The sequence below is a fragment of the Lederbergia sp. NSJ-179 genome (assembly GCF_022867885.1).
Lineage (GTDB): Bacteria > Bacillota > Bacilli > Bacillales > Bacillaceae_C > Lederbergia.
Genome location: NZ_JALIFP010000024.1, coordinates 1 through 26,883 on the forward strand (window position 1 = coordinate 1; position 26,883 = coordinate 26,883).

Annotated in this window: 19 protein-coding genes and 1 pseudogene; 6 read left to right on the forward strand and 14 right to left on the reverse strand. The window is 39.5% G+C overall.

Annotation, left to right across the window (positions count from 1 at the left end; all coding sequences use genetic code 11):
* The 3 genes from MUB24_RS15755 to MUB24_RS15765 all read left to right on the forward strand — a co-directional run.
* A partial coding sequence (locus MUB24_RS15755) for a transposase (RefSeq protein ID WP_244705724.1) occupies positions 1-576 on the forward strand: 576 nt, incomplete at its 5' end.
* A 433-nt stretch (positions 577-1,009) separates the two neighbouring features.
* Positions 1,010-1,612, forward strand: a complete 603-nt coding sequence (rpsD, locus tag MUB24_RS15760) for a 30S ribosomal protein S4 (protein WP_244705823.1) — start codon at positions 1,010-1,012, stop codon at positions 1,610-1,612.
* Positions 1,613-2,557: 945 nt separating this feature from the next.
* The gene (locus tag MUB24_RS15765) at positions 2,558-2,662 is read left to right on the forward strand and encodes a YjcZ family sporulation protein (RefSeq protein ID WP_280517021.1); all 105 of its coding nucleotides are present in this window, start codon (positions 2,558-2,560) and stop codon (positions 2,660-2,662) included.
* A gap of 564 nt (positions 2,663-3,226) precedes the next feature.
* Here MUB24_RS15765 and MUB24_RS15770 read toward each other — a convergent pair.
* The 3 genes and pseudogenes from MUB24_RS15770 to MUB24_RS15785 form a co-directional block, all read right to left on the reverse strand.
* Positions 3,227-4,141, reverse strand: coding sequence for a class I SAM-dependent methyltransferase (locus MUB24_RS15770; RefSeq protein ID WP_244705728.1), 915 nt, complete (start codon positions 4,139-4,141; stop codon positions 3,227-3,229).
* Between the two features lie 184 nt (positions 4,142-4,325).
* Positions 4,326-4,963: pseudogene (locus MUB24_RS15775) on the reverse strand (ABC transporter ATP-binding protein).
* 210 nt (positions 4,964-5,173) lie between these two features.
* Positions 5,174-7,759 carry an FtsX-like permease family protein gene (locus MUB24_RS15785; protein ID WP_244705734.1) on the reverse strand — a complete coding sequence of 862 codons (2,586 nt, stop codon included), beginning with the start codon at positions 7,757-7,759 and terminating at the stop codon, positions 5,174-5,176.
* A gap of 495 nt (positions 7,760-8,254) precedes the next feature.
* Between MUB24_RS15785 and desA the strand changes: the two genes are divergently transcribed.
* The 3 genes from desA (at position 8,255) to MUB24_RS15800 (ending at position 11,173) form a co-directional block, all read left to right on the forward strand.
* Entirely contained in the window at positions 8,255-9,268 is a 1,014-nt protein-coding gene (gene desA, locus MUB24_RS15790) for a Delta(5) desaturase DesA (RefSeq protein WP_244705736.1), read from the forward strand.
* A 180-nt stretch (positions 9,269-9,448) separates the two neighbouring features.
* Positions 9,449-10,561 (forward strand): sensor histidine kinase, encoded by a 1,113-nt coding sequence (locus MUB24_RS15795; RefSeq protein ID WP_244705738.1) that lies wholly within the window; start codon positions 9,449-9,451, stop codon positions 10,559-10,561.
* Between the two features lie 12 nt (positions 10,562-10,573).
* Positions 10,574-11,173, forward strand: coding sequence for a response regulator transcription factor (locus tag MUB24_RS15800; protein WP_244705740.1), 600 nt, complete (start codon positions 10,574-10,576; stop codon positions 11,171-11,173).
* A gap of 218 nt (positions 11,174-11,391) precedes the next feature.
* On the opposite strand, the gene MUB24_RS15805 is transcribed toward MUB24_RS15800, so the two are convergent.
* The 11 genes from MUB24_RS15805 to MUB24_RS15855 all read right to left on the reverse strand — a co-directional run bounded on the left by MUB24_RS15805 (position 11,392) and on the right by MUB24_RS15855 (position 26,872).
* Positions 11,392-12,591 carry an MFS transporter gene (locus tag MUB24_RS15805; protein WP_244705742.1) on the reverse strand — a complete coding sequence of 400 codons (1,200 nt, stop codon included), beginning with the start codon at positions 12,589-12,591 and terminating at the stop codon, positions 11,392-11,394.
* 126 nt (positions 12,592-12,717) lie between these two features.
* On the reverse strand, positions 12,718-16,401 hold the full coding sequence (locus MUB24_RS15810) for a cobaltochelatase subunit CobN (RefSeq protein ID WP_244705744.1): 3,684 nt from the start codon (positions 16,399-16,401) through the stop codon (positions 12,718-12,720).
* Positions 16,402-16,424: 23 nt separating this feature from the next.
* Positions 16,425-18,335 (reverse strand): VWA domain-containing protein, encoded by a 1,911-nt coding sequence (locus MUB24_RS15815; RefSeq protein ID WP_244705746.1) that lies wholly within the window; start codon positions 18,333-18,335, stop codon positions 16,425-16,427.
* A gap of 16 nt (positions 18,336-18,351) precedes the next feature.
* Entirely contained in the window at positions 18,352-19,275 is a 924-nt protein-coding gene (locus MUB24_RS15820) for a magnesium chelatase ATPase subunit I (protein ID WP_244705748.1), read from the reverse strand.
* A 50-nt stretch (positions 19,276-19,325) separates the two neighbouring features.
* Positions 19,326-20,108 carry an ABC transporter ATP-binding protein gene (locus tag MUB24_RS15825; RefSeq protein ID WP_244705750.1) on the reverse strand — a complete coding sequence of 261 codons (783 nt, stop codon included), beginning with the start codon at positions 20,106-20,108 and terminating at the stop codon, positions 19,326-19,328.
* 3 nt (positions 20,109-20,111) lie between these two features.
* Entirely contained in the window at positions 20,112-21,146 is a 1,035-nt protein-coding gene (locus MUB24_RS15830) for a FecCD family ABC transporter permease (RefSeq protein ID WP_244705752.1), read from the reverse strand.
* Positions 21,133-22,152 carry an ABC transporter substrate-binding protein gene (locus MUB24_RS15835; RefSeq protein ID WP_244705754.1) on the reverse strand — a complete coding sequence of 340 codons (1,020 nt, stop codon included), beginning with the start codon at positions 22,150-22,152 and terminating at the stop codon, positions 21,133-21,135. Before MUB24_RS15835 ends, MUB24_RS15830 begins: the two co-directional genes overlap by 14 nt.
* 290 nt (positions 22,153-22,442) lie before the next feature.
* On the reverse strand, positions 22,443-23,525 hold the full coding sequence (locus MUB24_RS15840) for a Gfo/Idh/MocA family protein (protein ID WP_244705756.1): 1,083 nt from the start codon (positions 23,523-23,525) through the stop codon (positions 22,443-22,445).
* A 175-nt stretch (positions 23,526-23,700) separates the two neighbouring features.
* Positions 23,701-24,543: an MBL fold metallo-hydrolase gene (locus tag MUB24_RS15845; RefSeq protein ID WP_244705758.1), complete on the reverse strand. Its 843-nt coding sequence runs from the start codon at positions 24,541-24,543 to the stop codon at positions 23,701-23,703.
* A gap of 222 nt (positions 24,544-24,765) precedes the next feature.
* On the reverse strand, positions 24,766-25,689 hold the full coding sequence (locus MUB24_RS15850; RefSeq protein WP_244705760.1) for a S66 peptidase family protein: 924 nt from the start codon (positions 25,687-25,689) through the stop codon (positions 24,766-24,768).
* Positions 25,690-25,891: 202 nt separating this feature from the next.
* Complete coding sequence (locus tag MUB24_RS15855; protein WP_244705762.1) at positions 25,892-26,872, reverse strand: Gfo/Idh/MocA family protein; 981 nt, start codon at positions 26,870-26,872, stop codon at positions 25,892-25,894.
* Between the last annotated feature and the right edge of the window lie 11 nt (positions 26,873-26,883).

Consider the following 26,883-nt stretch of genomic DNA (forward strand, 5'->3'; position numbering starts at 1 on the left):
TCCGGCGACAGAGGATATGACGATACGAAACTAATCGTGAAACTATGGGATGACCATGGAATAAAACCAGTCATTGATATACGAAATATGTGGAAAGATGGGGAAGAAACACGTTTACTCGGGGATTACAAAAACGTTGTTCACAATTTCAAAGGAAATGTTTATTGCCATTGCCCGGTATCCGGCAAACAGCGTGAGATGGCAAATGGTGGATTTGAAAAAGACAGGGGCACACTCAAAAAGTTGTGTCCGGCTAAACAATATGGGATAGATTGCAAGGGTGCGGCTGAATGCCCAGTGGCACCAGGAATTCGGATTTCGCTAGAGGAAGACCGACGCATTTTCACCCCTATTGATCGTTCCAGCTATAAATGGAAAAGAGCATACAATAAACGAACAGCGGTGGAACGTGTGAATAGCCGTCTGGACGTGTCTTTCGGATTCGAGAATCATACGATCCGCGGCATGAAAAAAATGGAAGTCAAGTGTGGACTTGCCTTGTGTATCATGCTTGCCATGGCATTGGGAAGAATCAAAGAGAATCAGCCCGAGAAAATGAGAAGTCTGGTATCATAAATTATCCACATGTTGATAAGTCAGGTTTAAAAAAGCAATTTGTGGACAACGGGATTCGTATGCCCTTTTTTAGATGGTAATTATCAGAAAACAGCAACGCATCCTTTTTTATACAAAAAAAGGAGTAAAATTCAACTTTTCACAAAAAAAATAATGCCCTTATTTTTTGTTCATACACCAAAAAATGATACAGCGCAAAAAGCTCAAAATGTTTTCATATTGACTTCACTGTCAGATCCCGATATAATAGTCGTTGTGTAAAATAATGCAGCCTAAATGAACACTTGATGATCGTATTTTATTCCTCTATTTATGAGGTGCATCTCGTAACCCGTTGCTGCTAGGGCGAAGGTGCATGAAAATAAAATACCCATTATTGTTGTCTCATATCGGTTTTTATTTTACAAAAATAAAACCAAAGGAGGAGACTTTTATGTCTCGTTATACCGGCCCAAGCTGGAAAATATCCCGTCGCCTTGGCATTTCCTTGAGCGGAACGGGTAAAGAACTTGAAAAGCGCCCTTATGCGCCTGGACAACATGGTCCAAACCAACGCAAAAAACTTTCTGAATATGGCTTACAGCTACAAGAAAAGCAAAAACTTCGCCATATGTACGGTGTTAATGAGCGCCAATTCCATAACACGTTTGTCAAAGCGGGAAAAATGAAAGGGAAACATGGTGAAAACTTCATGATCCTTTTAGAACAACGCCTTGATAATATCGTCTATCGTCTTGGTTTAGCACGCACCCGCCGTCAAGCACGTCAACTTGTAAACCATGGTCATATCCTTGTAGATGGACGCCGTGTTGATATTCCTTCTTACAAAGTAACACCTGGACAAACAATCAGCTTACGTGAGAAATCCCGTAATCTTGCTGTCATCAAAGAATCCGTCGAAGCGACAAATTTTGTCCCTGAATATGTTTCTTTCGATGCTGACAAGCTTGAAGGTACTTTTACTCGCTTGCCTGAGCGTTCTGAGCTCCCAGCCGAAATTAATGAGTCCTTTATCGTTGAGTTCTACTCACGTTAATTTCAGAGCTAATTAAAGAACAGTATTTAAAACCCTAGAAACAGCGTTATACCAACGCTTCTAGGGTTTTTCTTTGTTTGAAAGGTTTGTAAACAACCCCTTTTACCTCCATTAATTTGGGGGAGTTATTCGCATAAAAAATATTAAATGTGAACAGACATTTGAGAAAACAACTAATTCCCCCCGTTACACAATCAAAAATTACGTGTTAAATAAAAAAGTGACCCGTCCATAAATGCCAGCCCGCACTGAGTGAAGGTCTTTTTAACCCACAAACTCCACACCTGTTATATTTTCAAACTTTAAATAATCCACCATTCCAAACGTTTGTTTCCAATAAATTTCTTACGTTTTAGATAATAAATCAAATGATTTTCAATGCATGGGAGGCAGGGAGGTGCTACCTACCAATCATCATGGCGACGTTGTTCTTCTCGACATCGGCATTCAAAGCGCTCTCTTCGTTCTCTTTCGCGTTCGTGTTCGCTTCTCACTTCACGATCTTCGTTCCCTCAAAAAGTGAAAAGCGCCCCATCCGCATAAAGATAGGTTGCTTCAAAATTACTGCAATCCCCTCCTAGATTAATGGCAATCATAGTTCATAAACCATTTTTAACCTATTTATCTCCCCTACGATGTATTTGTCCATTTCAAAAAGGAGCTTTAAAACATTTAATAGTAGTGAATGGAGGTGATTCAATGTTTGCCCGTAATAGGCCAATAGTTTGCCCCCCAAGATATATGGTCAGGGATCATTTTATTCGCCGGCCTCAGCCAATTATCCATCCTATCGTGCGTGTTAATCGTGTAAATGTTGTAGATGTACCTAAACATATTTACAGACCTACTACTAGAAATGAATTCGTTGAACATAAAATGAGACAGCCATTTTGTCGATGGTAAATTTTAGAAATTCTATATTTTATTTAAAGGAGGTGATTAATGATGAGCGAGTATGAGCATGGACATGGATCAGGATTTGCTCTAATCGTGGTTCTGTTTATTCTTTTAATTATTGTAGGGACTGCTTACGTTGGCGGTGGATTTTAGTAATTTGAAAGCGACCCACCTACAAAAGGTGGGCCGCCCTCTACGGCAAACAATGCTCGAATGAGTTAATTATAAATTAGCTTTCAGAAATTAACAACTTGACACATACGCCGCACGTGCTAAAGGCGTTGGTGAAAGTTGAACTTGTGTAATTTAATGGCGGTAAAATGCAAAAATCGAGAAGAATCGAAGCGGATAATTGGGATTTATTATAATATAAAGAATTGTCGGAAGCGGATTTGCAAAATGAAAATTATCAATACGTATTTATTGTCTTATCGAACGCTCAAGTTTATATTTGGGCAATTGACGTAGCTGAAATGGGATTATTTATTTTTGGAAAAAATGTATAATTAAGTCAGCCCCAGGCTATGCCTGGGGAAATGCGTGAGAAATGATAACAAAAAGTTCTCCTTTGCTATACTAGGAATTGGTTTCGCCAGCCAAATTCTTAAGCAAGGAAGGACGGTACCCATGAGTAGCAATAGGAGCCCACCCTCGATTGGATTGTAATTATCATACATATTTATTCCGAAATATCGTCGAACTTCTTCAAAGCATGTTTTATTGTTTTACCGCATGAAGGTAATGTATGGTTTCAAAAGCTGTTAGATAATCTGTCCGATTAGAAAAATAAAGCTCATTTATTTTATCTGGTGTTAAATGTTCATAAATCTGCAAACCTGACTTCTCTAACATCTTCTCGACATCAGAATAGGAATAACACGATTTCATTGGCTCTCCGCCTGCCGCAGCCATTTTCACCATGTTTTCTACTCTATTCGAAATTCCTTTCTCTTCAAATAGTCTTTCATCTGGATAATCAAAGACGATAGAGCTTCCTACCGGGACGTTAGAAAATAAATGATCGATTAAGCAAGATAGTTCCTCTTTCGTTAAATAATAGGAAACACCTAAGAGACTGAAGAACGTTTTTTTGTTAGCAAAACCTTCATTTATCAGATTCTGATAGGAAAATTTCTTAGTGAAGTCCATCGGGACAAAATGAAGATGACTCGGTAATTTTAAATCGACTTCATCCAACCTTTTCTTTTTAAATTCCTGGGTTGCTGGGTGATCAATTTCAAATATGTCCAGGATGTTTTCCAATTCTGGATGTCTAAAACAGAATGTATCCAACCCGGCTCCCAATATGACATATTGTTTTAATCCTAATCGAATTTCATTACGTAATACTTTTTCACAATACGCAGCGCGTGCTAAAGGCGTTGGTGAAAGTTGAATTTGTGTAATCCATTTTAAAATTTCATCTGGATTGTCCTTAAATTTTTCCGCAATATCCTTGTTGAAAAACTGTATGCCTTGAACCATATTATCCTTGATGTTATTGAATTCTTTGGGTGAAATTAAATCTTTAGCGACAAAGTCGTCAAAAATTTTTGGTGTATCGAATTGACTATGGTAGGCTCTGCCAAAAGCAGAAACTAATGAGGTTATACTAGACTCACCTTGTGTCATGCAACCGCACTCCTTCACTAAACCAAAATAGGATTCCCCTGGCCAGGAGAACCCTATTATATAGTCAAAAATCGTAAAAGTAAATTATAGCATAAATCAATTTTTTTGTCAAATAAAAAGCGTTGAACTTTACTGTCGATTGCAAATGATCATAGATTTTCTTCTCAACGGTTTTATCCTGCTATCATTTTACCGCAAGCTGATCGAGGACACACTTGAGTCGTTGTTGTGGGTCCTTGAATTGTGCATGTTGACGCCACTCCTGCACAATGCTTCCATCCTTTATATAAATAATACGATCCGCATGCGCTGCTACAGTCGGTTCATGCGTAACGATCAAAATCGTTTGTCCATAATTTTCCCTCATCCGCTCGAAAAGCTGTAATACTTCATCTGTCGTAGTCGAATCTAAATTACCCGTTGGCTCATCTGCAATGAGTAGAGCGGGATGATGGATCAGAGCCCGGGCAATCGCGATTCTTTGCTGCTGCCCGCCCGAAAGTTGGCTGGGAAAATGCTTCCGCCGCTCATATAGACCAACAAACTCTAATAATTGTTTTGTCCGTTCCATAATTTCTTTCTTTTTCATACCAGCAAGGACAAGTGGAAGTGAAACATTATCCTCTGCTGTAATGCCATGTAACAAATTAAAGGATTGGAAAATAAAACCCATTTTTTCTCTCCTAAATATTGTGGAGTGTGGTTCGTTGAAAAGTAAATGGTTTACATTTTTGCCTTCGAAATAGATATTCCCTTCAGAAGAGCGCTCCATCCCCCCAATATATGCATCAGTGTCGATTTACCAGATCCGCTCGGACCCATGATGGCGACAAACTCTCCTTTTTGAATTTGAAAATGGACGGAACGTAGCGCCACAACACGATTCCTCCCTAGCTCAAAAGTTTTAGAGAGATTACTAATTTCTAAGAATGATTCTGTCAATATAAAAACCTCCTTGCTAATATGCTTCCTAATATAAGGAAGGGCTGTCAACACCGATACCTGAAATTCCCACAAATGAAGATGCTCATATTAACCAGCCGCTTTAAATACATCCATAATGCTCATTCGTGCTATTTTCCCTGCCATAGGTATCGTCGATAACACGGACAATACAAACAATATGAAGTACAGCACGCCTATGTTTTCAAAGGGGATATGGTCAAATATACCCTTAAATCCGCTGGAACTAATATAGACAGAAATGAGTAGTATGGCTGCCGTTATTGTACCGATGAATAAAGATAAAACGGCCAGGATCACCCCTTGCCAGGCGACCAACTTCATCATTTGAAAGGGGGTTAAATAAATAGATCGCAAGACGGCATATTCACGTCTCCTTGCATGGATTCCTGCATTAAGCGCGTTCAGCACACCACCAATACCAGCAACTGTTACGATCACCGTAATGCCTTGTAACATGGCTAGGGCCTGTTGGCGTGTAGTTTCAAATGTACTTGTCGCTTCCGCTGTTTGTATCCATCTCATCTCCGGATATTCTCGTTGTAAGAGCTGAAGATGTTGCTTCATATGTTCGTCATAACCATCCTTAATATTGACTAAAATTTCGTCTAAACCATTTGGCTTAAAGTCAGGATGGCTTTCGGCTATTAATAATTGGTTCAGATGGAATTGATCCATCTTGTCGATAATATCAACAATCGTAACGGAAGTGGATTGATCATCCACAACGAATGGTAAGGAATCGCCTATTTTTATTCCTAATTCATTCGCAAGGTCTTGTGGCAAAACACCTGCATCCTCTACTATGTCATCTGGCAATGAGACTAAATCCCATTCCGCCAACTCCTGCAAATCTGTCACACCGTAAGATATCAAATGATCTACACTTGTGGAAGTAGCTTGAGTATCGTGATCATTTAACTTAGCGGTGCGAGAGCTCGGTAATGGCAGAACCTTCTCCACCCACTCTATTCCTTCCATTTCATGCTTTAAATACCACGGCATTTCAGGGGAAAATGAAATTTCTTGATGTGCACTTATAAAAAAATCCGCTTTCAAGCGATCGGCAAGAGACACGGCATCAGGGCGATTCATAAATTGAAATAATGTTGCTACAGGAATGTATATTGCAATAATTAGCGCCATTAAAATCACCGGAAACATTTGAGATCTTTCTACCATCAACCTTTGGGCAGATAATCGAAATAATCGACTCGTCATCCGTTCCGGTAACAAAGTGATGAATCGCAATAAGGAAACACCTAGCCAAACAGTCATACTTAACATGGCGATGATCAATAATAGTCCACCAATCATACTGAACAACGCTTTCATATTCATCTCTGCAATACTAGTATTAATACTCGAAAGAAAAAAGCTGGCCACCCAGAATAATAATCCGATAACAGTACAGACGAGCCACCATATACTTTTTCCACTGTACGCATCCGCTTGATCGTCCGCATTATCCAATGATTCACGAAAACTCTGTACCGGTTCTGTATGACGAACCTTCCTGACAATTCCAAGAGAAGCTAGTAGGACAACGAGCCAGGCTCCAAGGGCAATGATGACCATCCCTATGCCACCGCTTGACCGCTCATCAACGATCAGTTCTAAATGTAATAACCTAGAAGCCCACGCCACTCCACGGTCACTAAATAACCAAGCGAAAAAAAATCCTAATAATGATCCAATCGCTCCGATAATCGCCCACTCGTAAATGACCATTTTCATCAGTTGTTCGGGACTCCCACCCACTGCACGAATAACGGCCAGTTCTCTTAATCTTTCTCGGTATGTTGTTTGCATCATACCGTAAACCAAAATCATACTGGCGATAAATGCAATGATACTCAAGATGTAGCCAAACACACGAAAAAAAAGGTATTGCTCCCCTTCTTCCTCCAGTCCATGCAAGGCATCTACACGAACTTCGGCTGGCAACTGACTTTTCAACTCACTCCCGGTTAGGGCTACATTAGTTCCAGGTTCAAACTCAATCAGCACAGGGTTGATTATTTCTGACAGCCCCAAAACTTCTTGTAACGACGGTAAATGAAAGAACACCCAATCTTCAACAGATTTCCCTGTATTTTTCGTTGACTGCACGACTTCGGCTACTCTCCAAGTAACATTCCCTCCGCTAAGTAAATCAATTGTAATGGAATCAGATACCGCTACATTCCAGCGATCGGCTAAGCTTTTGGACAAAGCTGCTTCATAGTCTGACAAATCTTGCTCAAATTTGTAATACTCCTTTGTAAGTCTTGCATTATCAACTCCAACATAATGAAACTCTGTATCATCCATGACAGCGCCTTGATTTTCGTATAAAATTCTTCCAGCCATTTTCCCTTCTAATGCTAGACCGACTGAACGAATTTGCTCAAAGCGATAGATCTCCTCCAGTATGGAAGTGTCTAAACCACTCCATTCATCTCCATCTAAAGGAGGAGCCGAACTAATCCTAATATCTGCTGAACCATATTCATCCTTAAACCGTTGTTGCAAATCCTGATTAAACATCATATGTAGCTGAAACATGGAACACAATAAACCGACACTTAAAGCGATGGCCAAAATCGAGAATAAGGACCTGCCTTTTTTGACGAACAGCATTTTGAGGGATAATTGCCATAGTTTACTAACCACTATATTCCACATTCCCTTCATCAAAGGAATTCTGATACCAATGAGCCTGCGAAGTAAACATTTTTTAATATTCTCCCTTTAGACCCATTCATTGCTTATGTGAATAAGATACCGCTTCCATTTGAATAAACTATACAATCGTATTGACAATTTATCAACATAAATAGCAGATTTTTAAATAATCTTGTTGTTTGTCTATATGAATCACCCTATAAATAAATGTGAGATTTTCAACTTTTCATCCAAAATAAAAATAGTCCCTATCGCTAATAAAATCTTAACAAAATATTTATTGCTGTACTTTAGGTGGAGGATTTTCCATTTTTGTATGGCTGACTGCCCGTTAATGGAGGAGACAAGAGCTTTTTTAAGAGTATCACTTCGCTGGCCCAACCATGATATTTATCATGGTGTCCCCATGACATCTATGCCTTATATTCTATTTATATTCACCTATAATAAAGGATAATGATCGTTGGGAAGGAGAAATGAATGATGTCTACACTTGACCATAGGAATTTAAGAAGAAAAATTGCTCACTATGAAAAAGCCAATACGAAAAATAGTATTTGGCAAATCATCAATACAATCGCCCCATTTTTTCTTTTATGGTTTTTGGCCTATAAAAGCCTATCAATATCCTATTTTCTTACACTAGTCATCTGTATAATCGCTGCTGGATTTCTAGTCCGTATTTTCATCATTTTCCATGATTGCTGCCATGGCTCCTTTTTCAAAAAAAGAAAAGCAAACCAAATTCTCGGCACCATTACAGGGATATTAACATTTTGTCCTTATGAACAATGGAAACATAGTCATTCCATCCACCATGCAACAAGCAGCAATCTGAATAAACGCGGTACTGGTGATGTGTGGGTCATGACTGTGGATGAATATATTGCCGCATCGAAATGGCAGAAATTCGCCTATCGTTTATATCGAAATCCGTTTGTTCTGTTTATACTCGGGCCCATCTATATATTTCTTATTGCTTATCGATTTAACAGTAAAAAGGCCAGACCCAGAGAACGCCGTAATACGTACGTGACTAACATTTCCATCGTTGCTATTATCGCTCTAATATGTTGGTTCGTTGGATGGCAACCATTTCTATTTGTACAAGGGCCTATTTTCTTCCTTTCCGGTTCACTCGGAATTTGGTTGTTTTATGTCCAACATCAATTCGAGGATTCCTATTTTGAAAACCAAGAAAATTGGGATTATGTAAAAGCGGCAATGGATGGAAGTTCTTATTATAAGCTGCCAAAAATACTTCAGTGGTTAACAGGAAATATTGGCTTCCACCATATCCATCACCTAAGCCCACGGATACCGAACTACTATTTAGAAGAAGTGCACAATACTCACAAACCATTACAGGACGCAACAACCATTACCATTTCAACAAGCTTACGCTCCCTCTATTTCCGTCTATGGGATGAAAAAAATAATCGGTTTATTGGCTTTAAGGAGTTAAAAAATGTAATGGAACAACAAAAAGAAGATTAAATGTCTGACACTCTTTCATCAGCTAATTCGTAGAAGCCCGCTAGCTCCTTTGTGTTATGATAACAAGGGAGGCTCAGAGGATGTGAGTCAGAACGGCGCGGCGATTATCGTCGCGCTTTTAACCGCTCCTCCATAAAACGAGCGCTTACGCTAATTTTGTTCGAATATGAGGTCATTTAGATGAAAAAGATGTTACTTAAACTAAAACGCTCGGGTATTTCACCATATATATGGGCAATTCTTACGATATTACCGTTTTACTTTATTTTTCAATCACCCTCCAAGAGTGAAATTGTGATTGGAATTGCGTTAACCATTCTTTTCTTTGTCTCTTTACGGCTTGCCTTTATTTCTAAAAAGTGGCCTGTCCATTTATGGACCATTATTTTAATTGTTATTTCGATGACAATGACTCTGCTCTTTCAATATGTTTATTTTGCTTTTTTTATTGCTTATTGTAGTGGTAATGTTAAAAATCGGGTGACATTTTTGATATTATATATTATTCATTTACTTTATACGGCTGCTTCCATTAGTTTGATCGCTGTCTTCAATAATGACTTATTTCTGCAACAATTACCCTTTATCATTATCCTTTGTATCAGCGTTATTTTGCTGCCCATTACTATTTATAATCGAAAAAGGCAAGAAGGACTGGAACAACAGTTAGAATATGCGAATAATAAAATCGCCGAACTTGTAAAACAAGAGGAGCGACAACGAATAGCTCGTGATTTACATGATACATTGGGACAAAAGCTTTCGCTTATCGGATTAAAGAGTGATCTAGCTAGGAAGCTTATCTATAAAAATCCAGAACAGTCGCAAAATGAATTAAAGGATATCCAACAAACTGCGAGAACGGCTTTAAATGAGGTAAGGACGATCGTTTCACAAATGCGGGGAATCAGACTGAAAGAAGGATTTGTCAGCATTCATGAAATTTTACATGCCGCACAGATTGAGGTTAAGGCCGATCATGACATAAAGTTAAAAAATGTCTCCCTATTTCTTGAAAATATTTTAAGCATGTGTGTAAAAGAGGCGGTAAACAATATTGTAAAACATAGTCAAGCAACGACATGTTGGATTACAGTTGAACAATCTGATAAAGAAATTCAAATCAAGGTTGAAGATGATGGAATTGGCATTAGGGATCAACATTATTATGCTCGTGGTAATGGATTAATCGGTATGAAAGAGCGACTAGAATTTGTTAATGGTTCACTAGAGATTGAGGTAAGCGATGGGACCATCCTCACAATGAAAGTACCGACAGTGATGAGAAGGTGAAGGAGGAATACAATGATTCGAATTGTCATTGCGGAAGACCAGCAGATGATGCTTGGAGCGCTTGGTTCACTACTTAATTTAGAAGACGATATGGAAGTAGTTGGGATGGCCAATAATGGCGAAGATGTCATTCATTTAGTTAAACAATTGGAGCCCGATATTTGCATCTTGGATATTGAAATGCCGGGAAAAACCGGATTACAAGCCTCTGAGGAGCTAGCCGGTTTAACATGCAAAGTCATCATTCTCACAACTTTTGCCCGATCAGGCTATTTTCAACGTGCCATCAAAGCGGGTGTTAGCGGTTATTTATTAAAAGACAGTCCCAGTGAAGAATTGGCTAACGCTATTCGCCACGTCATGACAGGGAGAAAAATATATGCCCCTGAACTAATGGATGACTTATACAGCGAAGAAAATCCGCTTACTGCTAGAGAAAAGGCCGTTCTAGAATTAATAGCAGATGGAAAAAACACAAAAGAAATTGCCGCCAAACTTAGTATTACAACAGGAACAGTGAGGAATTATATTTCGCAAATTCTAGATAAACTGGAAGTAACCAATCGAATTGAGGCGATTACACAATCGAAGAAAAAGGGATGGTTTAAGTAAGGATAAAAAGAATCCTTTGTGAGTAATATTGGTTCATTGAGCGATCTTGTGCTTTTAACCACTTTCATTATACGGAAACTTGATAAGGTAGAGATGCACTGGGTCAGCTTTTTAAAAACTTTTGCTAGTTGTCAATAATAAAGATTACAATCCATGTAATCCTTATTATTGACTCCTTCATTTTTTTCAAAAAGATATTTTCCCATTAAACCTACAAGTTACGCTTCTCCTTTATGAAGAATTGCATCAGACTTGGACTGTTTGGGCATTTTCCATACAATCGTTAAGCCAATCCCAATGACTAAGATAATGGTGGCAAAATAAAATGGATAGTTTAGCTTTATATCAAATAGGCTCCCGCCTACAATGGGACCAATAATATTCCCTAAACTTGTAAACATTGAATTCATGCCACCGACAAATCCTTGTTCTTTACCGGCAATTTTAGATAAATAGTTGGTTACTGCTGGACGCATCAAATCGAAACCAACGAACACGGTAAACGTAACAAATAATATAGCAACATAAGAGTGGACAATCGTCATTAAAAATACTAGTATCGCTGAAAGGATTAGGCTATAGCGAATCACGCGAATCTCACCCCACCACCTTGTCATGCGATCAAATAAGACAACTTGTGTCACCGCTCCAACAATGGCACCACCTGTGATCATGATGGCTATGTCTTGAGGACTAAATCCAAATTTATGGTCTGTAAAGAGCGAAAAGAGTGATTCAAATGAAGCTAGACCGAATGAGGATATTAAAATAATCATAAAAGGAATGAAATAGAGCGGTGAAAAAATTCTCTTTATTCCTGATTGTTGTATGGTTATATTCTCATTTTCTAGGTTTCGCTTAGGTTCACGTAATGTGATCATGGACAATATCGCTGCGAATAATGCAAAGCCTGCCGCAAAAAAGAAGGGTAAACGAGAACCGAAATCCGCTAAAAATCCACCAATACCTGGGCCCACAATAAATCCGGTTGATATGGCTGCCGACATATAGCCTAGTGCTTTTGGGCGTGTCTCGATGGAGGTAATATCGGCAATAAAGGCCGTTACCGCCGGCATAATAAAGGCAGCACTTATACCGCCGAGCATACGTGAAATGAATAAGACCTCAATAACTTTTCCGATTCCAAATAAAAACTCAGAAAGGCTAAAGAAAAATAAACCGATAATGATCATTATTTTACGCCCAAAACGATCGGCCCATCTTCCGGCAATAGGTGAAACAACTAGCTGTGTCAAAGCAAAAGCAGCGACTAAATAGCCCACAACTGTACCGGTTATATTTAATTCATTCATGATCGTTGGTGTGACAGGTATAACAAGACTAATTCCTAAAAAAGCAATAAATAAAGTCATCAATAATATAGCCAATGTGAATGTATGATTTTGTTGATTTTTCATCGTGTTCTCCCTTTCGATTAAAAAAAGCCCATCCTTTTTATTTAACGCTATTTTTTAAGAAATTGTCAACCAGGGAGATTTTTGTTCCACGAATTCTTTTACCATTCTGATTTAGCTGCGCTTCCCCTATATCGTTGTTTCTTCCATATCCCCTTCCAGTTCTAAATATGTATTCCTTAACGTATTCAGTTCTTGTTCAGTGGGTTCCCAGTATCCTCGTTGTGCGCTTTCTAATAATGTTTCCACCATGTGGAGATAGGCCCATCGATTATTTTTTATACATTTTGTTTTGATTTCTTTATTCTCCATATAGGTGGTATGAAGCTGATGAAAGATCCAGTCTGCTACTTTATTCGTTGTTGCCGCCAGTCCTAAAATATTTTCAAATCGATCTTTTATCTTTTGTACACCATGATGGTCATGCTCCAACATCGCCTCAATCCATTTTGGGTTCGTGATTCTTGTTCGAATCCCCCTTGCGATCGCATGTTCAACATCTTCTGTTTCGATTTGACTCGTTGTCGTATCACTGATATAAACGTCTGCTTTTTTCCCTTTTATATTTTCCACAGATTTGGAAAGACCACCAAAAAATTCATAAAAATGATCTAAGTCAACGACTTCATGTTCAACCGTGCTCCGTATTTGGGAAATAACCTCTACTTTTTCTAAATGACTGGTTAATAATGCTTTCATTGGTTTACCATAATAATTTTTTGTATAGATATATTGCATGTTATCAAAAAAAGATTGACCAATTTGTGCTTCCTTTTCCCAATTTTTTGTTTCAATAAGGTTTGTGACATTCGTTCCATATTCATTTTCTGATGGACCAAACATACGGGCAGAGGATAGCTCAATGGCTGATTTGTGATCGATCCCTTCACTCCGTAATTGTTCGAGAATCTGCTTTGTATGTCTCTTCATAAAATTTTCATCATCTGTCTCATTTTGGGTACTTATTCGTATAAACAGATCACTGAGATCCTCGATTACATTCGCAAACATCGCTCGAAACATTCCACTGATATTCAAAACAACATCTATTCTCGGACGTCCTAATTCATCGATCGGAATGATCTCATATGTTTGTTTCAGCATACCTGGTTGATGAATCACTTTGATTCCAAGATAGTGCAAAATTTGTCCTAATGTTTCCCCTTGTGTACGGGAGGTTTCCAATCCCCAGAGGACAACCCCAATTTTATCTGGATACTGTCCCGTTTTATTTAAATGTTTCTCAATGGTCTTTTCTGCTACTATTTTCCCTCGTTCATACGCACTCTCGCTTGGAACAAGATGGGGATCAAATTGATATAAATTATAACCTGTTGGGAAAACAGCTGGGTCTCGAATCATATCCCCTGCTAGACGAACGGGAATAAATTCTCCGTTTAAAGCTTTGATGAGATGATCTAATTCTTGATTATGTTGACTGGCTGTATAGGCGGTCATTCCAAACTCTAAGCTTTCTAAAAATTTTTCTCTCCATTCATTCGAAATAGACCTTGGGAGTGATTGCTCCTGTAGATAGGTTTCGATAAGCTGATCGGCTGCTTCATACAGCTTCGTTCCCTCTTCCGGATTTTTATCTGCCATGACTCGATCATAGTTTAACTGTTTGGATTCCGCGACTAGTCGTGGAAGTGATTTTAGTTCGCCTCGATCAAAGCGTAAAACGGATTTCATATATTCCCTTGCTTGCTTATTTGTATAGGCCGTCCCAAACACATGAAGCCCCATCGGAATAAGCGATGTCTTGATGCGATATAGCTCCATTTCTAGTTCCTCTACCTCTGTAACAGAAAACTGTAGCTCTTTAGCCTTTTTTAATAATTTATCTTGTAATTCCTTGGCTTGCATAGGGTTGGTTCTTTCCACTTCATGATACTCATTGATCAAAAGCTCTAACGGTAGGAATTCTCCATACAATTCGCTTTCCTGGAACGGAGGGGACTGGTAACTAATTAATGTTGCATGTGAGCGGCGTTTTGCAATCATCGCTTCTGCTGGATTCCCTGTATAGTAAAGATACAGATGAGGGATATCTTGGATTAATCGATCTGGATAGCAATCACCTGACATCCCGCATTCCTTCCCAGCTAAAAATTCCAATGTTCCGTGTGTGCCTACGTGGATAATGACATCTGCTTGGAATACTTCCTTCATCCATTGATAAAAAGCGATATACTGGCGGTGAGGTGGCAGGCTTTTGTCATGATAGGACTTCTCTATATCTCCTTGAAGATCGCGAGCGGGCTGTAATCCGATAAAAATATTTCCTTCTATAATTCCAGGAATGTAAAATTCACCTTCATCCGTCATCATGGTGTCAGATGTTTGTCCCCATTCCACCACCTTTTCATTCGCTTTATAACGGATAAAATCAATTTGCTCATTATCTGTTACCCATTCGGGTGAATTGATTCTTTTTTCTTCAACAAACCTTTCTTGTAATGCTACTTTTGTAAGCATAGGCGCATGATAGCCTTCTTTGTGAAGCTGCTTTACAATCATCTCTAAAGAGGCAAAGGTATCGAGAAAAGACCCCCCAAAAATATTCGCTTCACCTGGCGGATAATTATAACCAATTAAAGCAATTTTCTTTTGTTTGTTCGCTTTCTTTCTTAGCTTGAGCCATTGCTTCACTCGGGAGACTAATTTTTCAGCACGGTCTTCAATCAATGTTAATCGCTTGATGTCGACATCAAACTCCTGATTTTGTTCGGCTGTATCCATAACCCCCACTGGAAATGTTTCAATATTTCCATCCAACTCTGGCAACATGACGGAAACAGAAAATTCGGCAGCTGTCACCCCTTGTGGGGATTCCTCCCAATCTTTCCTCATTCTTCTCGTAATAAAAAATGGATGTAACACCGGCACGTTTAATTCCTCAAGTAATTGTTTTCCTAATTCAGGATTCCCACCGACAGGTCCAGCCCCTAAACGAAAAGGGACAAAGTTTAAGAGGAGATCGATTCTTGGTTGATGACTATCCAGAAAATATTGCCGTACCTTTTCCATTTCCTGTTCGCTTCCCCTTGCATAAGCGACTGGAAGAACATTTGCAAAATTCTTTATCCGCGCCATGATCTCCGCAATGGCTTCAATTGTTCGAACTGGATAATGAATGTTGGTAAATAGAAAACCGACCGTTGCTTTTGTATCGTCAAAATCAGTATGTTGTACATACTCCTCATAGGAGGAAAAAGCCAAATCGTTGATCGGATCATATATGGTTGTCTCCTTTATACCCTCAGGCGGCTCAGCTTGAGGCACTTGTAATAACGCCTGGGATGGTACATCAAACGATTGACCATATTCTTTTAAAAGGAAGCAGAGCAAGTTGCGCATATTTTTTACTCCTGCAAGCCTCCAATACGCAACAATTTTGCTATAGTTTTGTAAATCTGTACGCTTTTCACTTGATTGGCTTTCCTCTCTTATTTGGGATGGCCTACCATGACGTTCTTGATCAAAATCCTTTGCTGAAAGACTTCCTAGCTTAAAAAAAGAGTGGAGTCCATCCCCAAACCTATTGATCGGCACAATAAAAGAGGAAGTAGATGGGATGTTTTCCATGATTATTTCGTTTAATCGTTGTGAGGAGCCATGTAAGTCAAGTAAAAGAATGTCAGTTTTGCTGACACTCGACTTTATCTTAGTCATTTGCTCCTCTTTATCACTGCCAATATCAAAAAGCTGTACATCTACTATTGTTTTTATAGCAGACGATAATTTGCTTTCATAGACGTGAATAAGATCAGTAATAGCTGTTGTCGATGTGGTAAGAATCGTTATGTTCACAACTTTCCCTCCTTTAATTTACTTCAAATATGCTCTTTAATGGCTCCATAAATTTCGGATGACGTGATTTGGTCTAGTTTTGTGTACATCCCTCCAAGGTGATCGGCTAGTTTTTTGGCTAAACCTAAAGGGACCTTACTTTGCTCTGTGTCAATAATCAAAGACAAAATGCCTTCGTTTTTCATCAGCTCTGCCATTTGAAAAGCCTCTTCTACTGGAGAACCTTTACCTTCATAGCCTTGGTTCGCTCTTCCATCTGTGATGAGAATGAGGAAAGGGATGGCATCCGTATCTTTTTTCCGCAGTTGCAGCCATTTCTCATAGCCTTTTACGAGTGCTGATGCAAGTGGGGTTTTTCCCCCTGTTGGTAGTTCCTTTAATCGTTGATAGGCCATTTCCACGCTTCGGGTAACCTCTAACACAACATCTGCGCGCTTATGATGAAAAGAAATCATTCCGATCTCATCTCGTTTTCGGTAAGCATCCTGCAGCAAAGAAAAGATCGCTCCCTTTACTGCCTCTATGCGTTTTCTTACACCCATAGATCCACTGGCATCCACTAAAAATAATAAGGTCGTACCCACCACTTTTTCCCTCACCTTTTGGCGCAAGTCTTGTTGTTCAATCGCTATAAGTGAATCTCCCTCTCCTTTCCGGCTTGGTTGATAGGGAGCAGCTGCTCGCAGGGTTGGTGCTAGGGCTAAATCGGTGACTTTTCCAGAAGGGATGGTGGCACAGATATACCGTCCTTGCTTCCACTCAGTCTTTACAACGGAACGTTTTCCTCCTTTTCCTTGTTTTTGCTCCCTGATAAACGCTTTGAGTTCTTGTAGAATCTTGATATCCATTTCATTCCCTATACCGGCAGTCCACTCCTCTTGACTAGAACTAGATGTATTGTTTGGTGTTTCCTCATTTAATCCTTGATCAGAATGAACAGGATGCTGTAAGTGAGGATCTTTTAATCCTGAAACTGTTTCTTCTAACTTTGTATTTTCTTGTGTCTCATGTTTATTTTGCTGACTATTTCTTGTTTTTTCTTCTTGATTATTCTTCTGCTCTGACGGTGAGGGAGAAGCTTGATTTTCTCTTTGCCGATGAGGTAGTACATAGAGAGCTGCTGTTTGAAAGTCCTCCGCAACAACTTTTTCTCTTCCATCCAAAGCGGCGATTGCTTTCACTGTTTCGATCAAAATATACTCAGCTCGATGTCCTTCACAATTAGCTTCTTGAACAATCATTGCCGCATTCCTGATCATTTCATCGTTTACGGTAATAGAAGCACAACGGGTCTGACTCTCTCGAACCCAGCTTTTTAACTTCGCTGCATCCTCTTGATGCTTTTGGATAAAAGATACCTGATCCTGCTCAAAGGCTATCCTATTTTTAATAATTTCCGTTCTCGCATGGATATCTTGTTCACCCTTTACGTTGACATATAATCCAAAACGATCCAGAATTTGTGGGGGTAATTCCCCTTCTTCAGGATTCATAGATCCGATTAAAATAGACTGAGAGGCATAAGAGGCCGATATCCCTTCTCTTTCGACCACAGTCATTCCCGATGAATGAGAGTCAATGATCATTTTCGTCAGATGCGCGGGTAATAGATTCACCTCATCGATATATAAAATATGTTGATGAGCGCGTTGAAGAATCCCTGGTTTGAATTGTTTCTTGCCAGTTTGTAAGGTTTTCTCAAGATCAATTTCACCCACTACTTGTTCCTCTGTCACACTAAGCGGTAGTTCAATGACTTGTTTTCCTAATTTCAAATGGGGAATACTACGAATTATCGTTGTTTTCGCTGTGCCTTTCTCTCCTGTTAAAAGAATGCCACCGATTTTAGGATTCACTAAGTTTAATAAAATAGCCCGTTTGACAGGGACTTGACCGACGATCGCTGTGAATGGATATGTATGAAGAAAATCCACCGCTGTCTCTCCCCCTTTAAACAATTTCCATGTCATTCAAGAATGTATCTAGGTTTGACAGATCGGCTTCTTCATCATGAAATGGCGTTCGTTTCATTCGGTGAGGATAGACAAATTTGGTGACAACCTGAATATCCTTAGGCGTGACAGTTGTTCTTCCTTCAAATGCCGCGAGAGCCACTGCTGCTTTCAAAACGGTTAAATCTGATCGGTGCCCATCTACTTTTAATTGGATTGATAATCTTGCAATCAATTGATAAATATCATCCGATACATTCACTTCAGGTAAAATTTCTTTCGCGTGCTTGACCCTTTTGACTAATTGTTCCTGCTCATAACGGTATTTCTCTTGAAAATCCCTTTGATTTTCTTCAAAGGCTAATCTTCTTTGGAGCACCTGTACTCGCCTATCTATTTGTTGCTCTCCCCTCACCTCCACAGATAAACCAAAGCGATCCAATAACTGTGGACGAAGATCGCCTTCCTCAGGATTCATTGTCCCTATCAAGATAAACTGTGCAGGGTGTGCATACGATATCCCTTCCCTTTCGATTGTATTGACCCCCATTGCGGAAACATCTAATAAAATATCCACAAGATGATCATCTAGTAAGTTAATTTCATCGATATACAAAATTTGCTTATGGGCCTCAAATAAAATGCCTGCCTCAAATTTTTTCTCACCATATTTTATGGCCTGTTCAATATCTAATGTCCCGACCACTCGATCTTCTGTGGCGTTTAATGGTAATTCAACAACCTTTAGATAACCGAACAAATCGGCTAAAGAACGAACAGCTGTCGATTTCGCCGTTCCCTTCTCCCCTTTAATTAATACACCGCCAATAGCGGGATTAATACTATTTAATAAAAGTGCTAATTTCATATTTTCTTGCCCGACAATCGCAGTGAAAGGATAATAAACTCTATCACTCTTCAATTTTTTCATCTCCCCATTAGATTGATGATGTTCTTACCGTTAATGAGATGTTACGCTAGTGCCTGTGCAATACAAATCGGTTTTTGGTGGAGCGGATCGATCCATATATCGGCCTCCACGCCGAAAACATTTCTGATCGTATGCTTATTCAATACTTTAGTAGGAGGGCCCTGCGCAAAAATTTCACCGTTTTTCAATACAATCAGTTCATCAGAAAATTTAGAAGCATGATTCATATCATGTAACACCATCACTATGGTGATGCCAAATTCTTTATTAATAGACGTTACAAGTTCCATAATTTCCAATTGATGAGCAATATCTAAATAGGTAGTCGGTTCATCAAGAAGAAGAATGGAAGGTTTCTGAACAAGCGCCATTGCAATCCATGCTCGTTGCCGCTCTCCCCCCGATAAAGTGTTAACATTTCTATTGGCAAATGAAGACAATCCTGTCTTTTGAATGCCCCAATTCACAATCTCATGATCTTCTTTCGAAAGTCTCTCCCAAAATTTTTTATGAGGGAAACGGCCATACTCGACTAAGTCCCTAACCGTTAAATGAGGCGGTGTGTAAGGGGACTGAGAAAGAATCCCCATTTTTTGGGCGACCTCTTTGGCCTTCAATTCACGAATCATCCGTCCATCCAAATACACCGCACCTTGTTCTACCTTTAAATTTCTCGATAATGCCTTTAAAATCGTGCTTTTTCCCGATCCATTTGGCCCTAGCAGCGAATAAATCTTTCCTTTTTGAATCGAAAGATCAAGGGATTGAACAATGAACTTCTCTTCATAACGCAAGTTAATCTTTTTCGCTTCTAATATGCTCATTATTTATGTTTCCCTCCTTAATAAATAAAGAAAGAATGGTGCTCCGAAAATCCCCATAATCACTCCGACAGGGATTTCAACTGGTGCAAAGATCAAGCGACCAACTGTATCACAAAAGGTCACAACCGCAATCCCTAGAAAACAAGAAGCCGGTACAAGCAAGCGATAATCGTTTCCAATTAACAGTCTTGCTGCATGTGGAACAATCAGTCCGACAAAACCTAATAAGCCCACAACACTGACAGCACTTGCTGCAAGCAGGGATGCCACAGCCGTCATGATGATTCTCGTCCGCTCTACTGAAAGACCTAATCCCCGTGCCGTTTCATCTCCCAAAAGCAATATATTCATCCATCTTGTACCGAAAATGGCAAAAAGCACGCCTAGTAAGCTGTAAACCCAGATCATTTCGACATGATTCCAACTTCTTGCAGACAATCCTCCCACCATAAACATAAGAGCGCCTTGAACACGATCACTATAAAAGATCATCAGTGTAGAAATCCAAGATCCTAAAAATGCGGAAACTGCTACGCCAGCCAACACAATTCTGACCGGCTGAATGCCTCTTTTCCAGGCTAAAACATAAATAAGTACCGCAGCACCCATTGCACCAAAAAATGCCCCTATTGGAACGATGAATTCCAAATGTGGAAACAAAAGTAAAATGACGACTCCCACTAATCCTGCACCAGAGTTAATGCCAATAATACCTGGATCTGCTAAAGGATTACGCATGACCCCTTGTAAAATAGCTCCTGCTAAAGCCAGATTCACCCCAACCAAAGCACCAATCATCACTCTTGGAAGCCGTATATTCCATAATATTTGCTGTTTGGATTCCGTATGAAAGGAGGTCAACGATGTCCAAATCGTTGACCATGAAATATCGACAGCTCCCTTTGATAAACTGAATAGAATACTTAAACACGCAAGAATAAAGAAGAGGAATAAAACGAAGAAACGCCAAGTTCGGCGTTCTCTTACATTCCCCCAGTTAAAAACTTGTTTTTTCATCGCTGTTTCACTCAACATCATTAAAAACCTCGGGATATACAAGCTTCGCTAAATACTGGATTGATTCGCTATAGTCCAAACCACTGTTTGATAAGAATAAGTTTCCTGGTAAAAAATGCACTTGATCATTTTGAACAGCAGTTAAGGTAGACCATGCAGGACTATTTTTCATATCAATGTCCATTCTTTCCTCTGCCTTGGACTTGTCACCATGATGGACAACGAAAATCATATCCGGATCCACTTCAACCACCTTTTCTAAACTAAAGGCTGTTTGTGTTGGATTGTCCTCAAGAGGAGCCGCATCTTCTGCAATATTGGTTAGTCCTAACAGTTTTGAAATTTCACCAGGGATGGTATTTTCTCTATTTACCGTGACATTATTTGGGGTGATATTAAAAATCACTATTTTTTTCATTTCCTCCTTACCACGATAATGATTGATTTTCTCTTGAATCTCCTTTATTTCTTGTTCTAGCTGACCAATTTTCTTTGCAGCCAACTCACTATTGTCTAAAATCTTTCCGACTAGCTTCGCATTTCGTTTGACATCCTCAAGTAATATCATATCTAGATTGATAAACGGAATATGGCTGTCTGCTAGAATGGGGATTAATTTTTTATGTAGAATAGAGTTTCCAATCACTAAATCAGGCTCTAAAGCTAGAATTTCCTCTATATTCACATTCGTATGGTGTCCGACATCTGCTATATCTTCTGCTCCTTCAGGAATACGATCTGGACTAAGAGTTGTTCTTCCAACAGCCTCACCACCTAAGTCGTACAATAGTTTTAAATGGGATGGTGACAAAACAACAATTCTTTCCGGCTTTTTCTCCAAGGTCACTTCATTTCCTAAATCATCCACGACTGTTAGCTTGCCGGCAGCATCCTTTTCTATCTTATTTCCTACACCTTGATGTTCCCCTTTTGCAACCTTAGACTGTTCACCCACTCCCTCCTTAGTGGCACAACCGGTTAATAGAAATAAAATGAATAAACTGATGATCCATAACCTGCTTTTCAAGTTTCTCTTCCCCCTATTTGTTTGAATGCAATGTTTTTTTATCCGCCTCTCATAATACAAATCGTAACAATTACGATTTAAACGGTAAAAATTTGAACAACTTCTTTTTCGCTAAATATGTAAATCGTAATCATTACGTTTTATATATTAAACAGATTTTCTGTTTATGTCAACCAATTCTGTGAATATCTCTTTCCAGATTTTATCTTCCTTTAAGTAAAATCACCCCCACCTGTTTTCCCAAGTGGGGGTGATGTAAATGCAGGCCTAATTATTTAATCCACTTCTACTTACAGCTCCGGTATTTCAATATCTACTTCTTTACCTAGTTCAGAAGATCTTAAAATTCCATCAATAATGGCTTGGTTAATCAGGATTTCTTCACCAGGAATCGGCGCAGGCTTATCTTCCTTGATTGCTACGACGAAGTCACGAACTTTTTCATAGAAGATGTCGTATTGATGTTTTTGGACTGGAATGATGCTTTCTGTGTTGCGGCCTTGAATATCATGGAACATCGTAATGGAACCAATTCCCCCGTCCCAAACACCGCTCCACGGTCCGCTTCCCGCTGGAGTTAGTTTCAAACCTGCATCTGTTCCAAGGAAGAGTGTTGGTCCTAACGAATCTGCATGCATGGCCCATGAAACTTTAAAATTAAGAACTTTTCCACCTTCTAACCTCACAAGGGCCACTCCAAAATCTTCCACTTCAAATTTCTCTGCTTCTGGATGGTATTTAGGGTTTGTCCCAAAATGATTAGAGGTGAAAGCAGACACACTGAGCGGTTTTGGATAATTTAATGCATTCAAGGCCAGATCAAGGGAGTAACAGCCAATATCAGCCATGGCCCCAGCACCAGCTAGTGACCTACTGATAAATGTACCACCAGGCATTCCTCTCCTACGGCCACCACCGGTTTGCACATAATAGACATTCCCTAATTCAGATTGAACGATTTTTTTCACAGCTTTCATATTTGGATCATATCGCGGTTGAAACCCAACCGTTAATATTTTCTCCGCTTTCTTACCGGCTCGCACCATCTCAAGTCCTTGTTCAAGTGTAATGGCAAGCGGCTTTTCAACTAAGACATGTTTGCCTGCTTGAAGAGCATCAACACTTGTTTGATGATGGGCAATATTAGGCGTACAAACACTTACACCATCTAGGTCCATTTCCAATAATTTTAAATGACTATCAAAAGCCTGAGCATTCGGCAATTCCAACCTATGTATAAATTCCTCCGCCTTCCCTGGAATCACATCTGCAACTCCCAAAATTTCCACGTCGGACATTTGTTTATAAGCACGAGCATGTGCGCCTGCAATGCCACCGCTGCCAATTATTCCTATTTTTATCTTGCTATTCATCTATTATTCAGCCCTTTACATTAGTTTTTTAATAGGGAGTGCACATCCCTAGCTCCATTGATATACCTGTCCATTCCAACATTTTGTCATCATCTTAATAGGTTTCCAAATGAAGAACTCCTTAACACCTCTTTCTATTAACGACAGGTTTCTTGTGGGTCCTTTCAGCTTTAATTTAAAGCAATTCCGACACATATACAAATCTTTCAAAACGTGAGAATACATGGAATTTTTGATATGGATAGTGTTCATAAAGATAGTCTACGATCCTTCCTGGCCACTCAGCATTATTCTGAAACATGTCATAATGGACAGGAACGAGCGTTTTAATTCCTGCTTCAGCTGCCAAATCGGCGGCTTCTCGTAGATTCATATTCCCAATAATTCCCTGTTTATTTCTAAAAAGATCTCTACCGTTAATAGGTAGAAAGGCAAGATCGATTTTCTCCCCACTCAATCCCTCCACCAGCTCAGGATAAACGATTGTATCCCCCGCATGATAGATATTTAATCCGTTCCAATTAAACAAATACCCTACAAAGCGATGCCCTAAATCATCCGTATATTCAAAGTCTTCATGGGCAGCAGGAATAGGATTGATACACACATCCCCGAATTTCAAAGTGGCTGTTGTATCAGCTGGAACGATTTTATCGCTTTTCACACCACAATCCTTTACTATATGATGACTGTACGATGGTGCAATAAAAGTGGTGTTTGGATTAGCCGCCGCAATTGCCTGAATCGTTCCTGGATCCAAGTGATCATTATGATCATGAGTGATACAAACAATGTCTAAAAGATCCAATTTACTTGCTGGAAAAGGCGGTGGGAATAAACGATGCGCTGATTGTGATAAATAAGGGTCGACGGCGACAAGTTTGTCATCATTTCCTTTTAAAATAACGCCACCTTGACCCAAAAACCAACAGGCGAGCATTCCTTTTTGTACTTTTGTTTTTTCAAGTTCATTTAACAATTGCAATCCCCTTTTAGTAACATCCTGTTGATTCATCATTTTTCATCCTCTTATGCATAGTTTATGTTGGAATTCCCACATCTTACTATATTTCTACCCTTCTAGGAAATATCCTGCTTGTTCACTTCAAAAAAACATCGTTCTTGAAAAGATTAGAACTTAATGGGCTAGGTTTTTTTCGTATATTACTAACAATTACGATAGATTTCTAGTTTTTATCTTTTATAATGCCACTTTTTCAGATAGTCTAGAAGTCCAACATTACAAGCCGACAGTTGGTTCGAGTACTGTTAATGTATTGCTAACCGTGTCCATGTTAACGATTGCGCCGATCGGGATGGCAGCTTTATAAGTGCCGTGGGCAGACGTGAGATTAGTCATAAGCGGTTTGCCGAGCGGCACAACAAATTCATTGATCAAATCTTCATAGGACTGCCCGTAAGCGACTTGACAATTTGTACACTCTCCTAAAATAATGCCGATACAATCGTCAAATTTTCCAGCAAGTTTCAAGTGATTCATATATCTATAGACTTTATTCATTGGTTCATGCGTTTCTTCTAAGAACAAAATTCTATTCCTTGTGTCAATTTCAAAAGGAGTTCCTAAGTTATCGACAAAAGATGCCAGGTTACCGCCAACAATGGGGCCTGTCACATTTCCGGAAACGCGGCTGACAAGTGGGATGTTTGGCGGATTGGATATAGGCCTAGGCGACATAAGTGTAGACGTGGCGGCAAAAAACTGATTGAAATTATAAGGGGGTGTTGCTAGCGAAAAGTCGATCAACATCAGGCTTTGGAAAGTGATTAAATCGGCATATTGATAGAGGACATTTAACAATATCGTCATATCACTATAGCCCGTTACAATTTTCGGGTGGCTTCTGATCGTTTCATAATCAAGATACGGTAGAATTCCCGCCACTCCAACGCCACCTCGAGTAGGTAAAATTAATTTGATTTGATCATTTTCAAACATAGCCATTAGATCAGCAGCACGTTCCTGATCCCTGCCAGCGAGGAACCCGTTTTGAGCATAGACATATCGTCCCAATACGACCGTAAACCCCATATCTAGGAGCGTACTTATTCGTGCATCAATCACACTCGCCTCTAACGGACTACCCAATGTCACAATTCCGATTGTGTCACCTGGTTGCAAAATAGGTGGCCTTGTTGCCATAGTTTCTCCCTCCAGAGAAGTGTCATATAATCGCTATATAACACTATATTAGAAGAAAAGAACATTCATAACCTAAAGAACGCATTCCCCACCTTTTTCAAGTGTGATGAGATCCAGCTTACACACTGCTAAAAAACCATAGCCCGTGGGCTATGGTTTTTCGAATGCTTACAACGATTACGTATAGACAGTCTCTAGTTTTCTACTTTACAATTTCATTCCTTAATGGATGATACCCTGCTGCCTCGTAAATCATTTCTGTAAGATTGACAACTTCTTTCGCAAAATGGCCGGGAACCTTCACTTCATGTTTTCCAAGGATCGCATCAAAAAAACTTTTATCTTGGTCTGTTGTCTTTTTCGGAAGTTCTGGTATGATTGGCTCTTCTCCTAATCGATGGAGAGTAACATTTCCATTATCATAGAAGATTCCGCCTTTATCACCACAGAAGGCATAGGTCTCGTGCCAGATTGGAGCATACCCCACAATATTCAAACCGGCAATCACATTATTTTCAAAGCGAATGGCCGTAAAGGAATCTAGTTCTACAGTTGAACCATGCTTTTCCATTTGTGTCGTTACCTCTATTGGAGATAATCCTGTCGCCCATAGAAGCACATCACAAATATGACTCCCCGAATCCATTAACATCCCACCACCTGATAAGGCAGGATTTTTACGCCATACATGATTTGGCCCATGACCCCATTGTTGATACAAGGAGGCGGTGACAGAAGTTAATTTCCCAATTTTTCCATTTGCGATCGCCTCACGGATATACATAAACTCTGGTTCAAAATGTCGTTGATAAGATACCTGTAGGACTCTTCCCAGTTTTTCGGCCGTTTCAATCAATTGCTCCGCTTCTTTTTTTGAGCAAGCCATTGGCTTTTCTATCAATACGTGGCAGCCATGATTCATCACGTCCATTGCTTGCTCAAAGTGAAGGGTATGCGGAGAGCAAATGATAACCGCATCTAATGGTATTGTATCTAGCATGTCCCTATGATCGACGAACTCTTTTGCTTCATCTAGTTGATACTTTGTGATAAATTTCTCCCTATTTTTTGCACTGGGATCCGTAACCGCAACAAGTTCTACATAGTCTAGTTCCGCTAAATGATCCCCATGCAAATTCGAGATTCCACCTGTTCCAATCATTCCAACGCGAATTTTATCCATACTATTCCTCT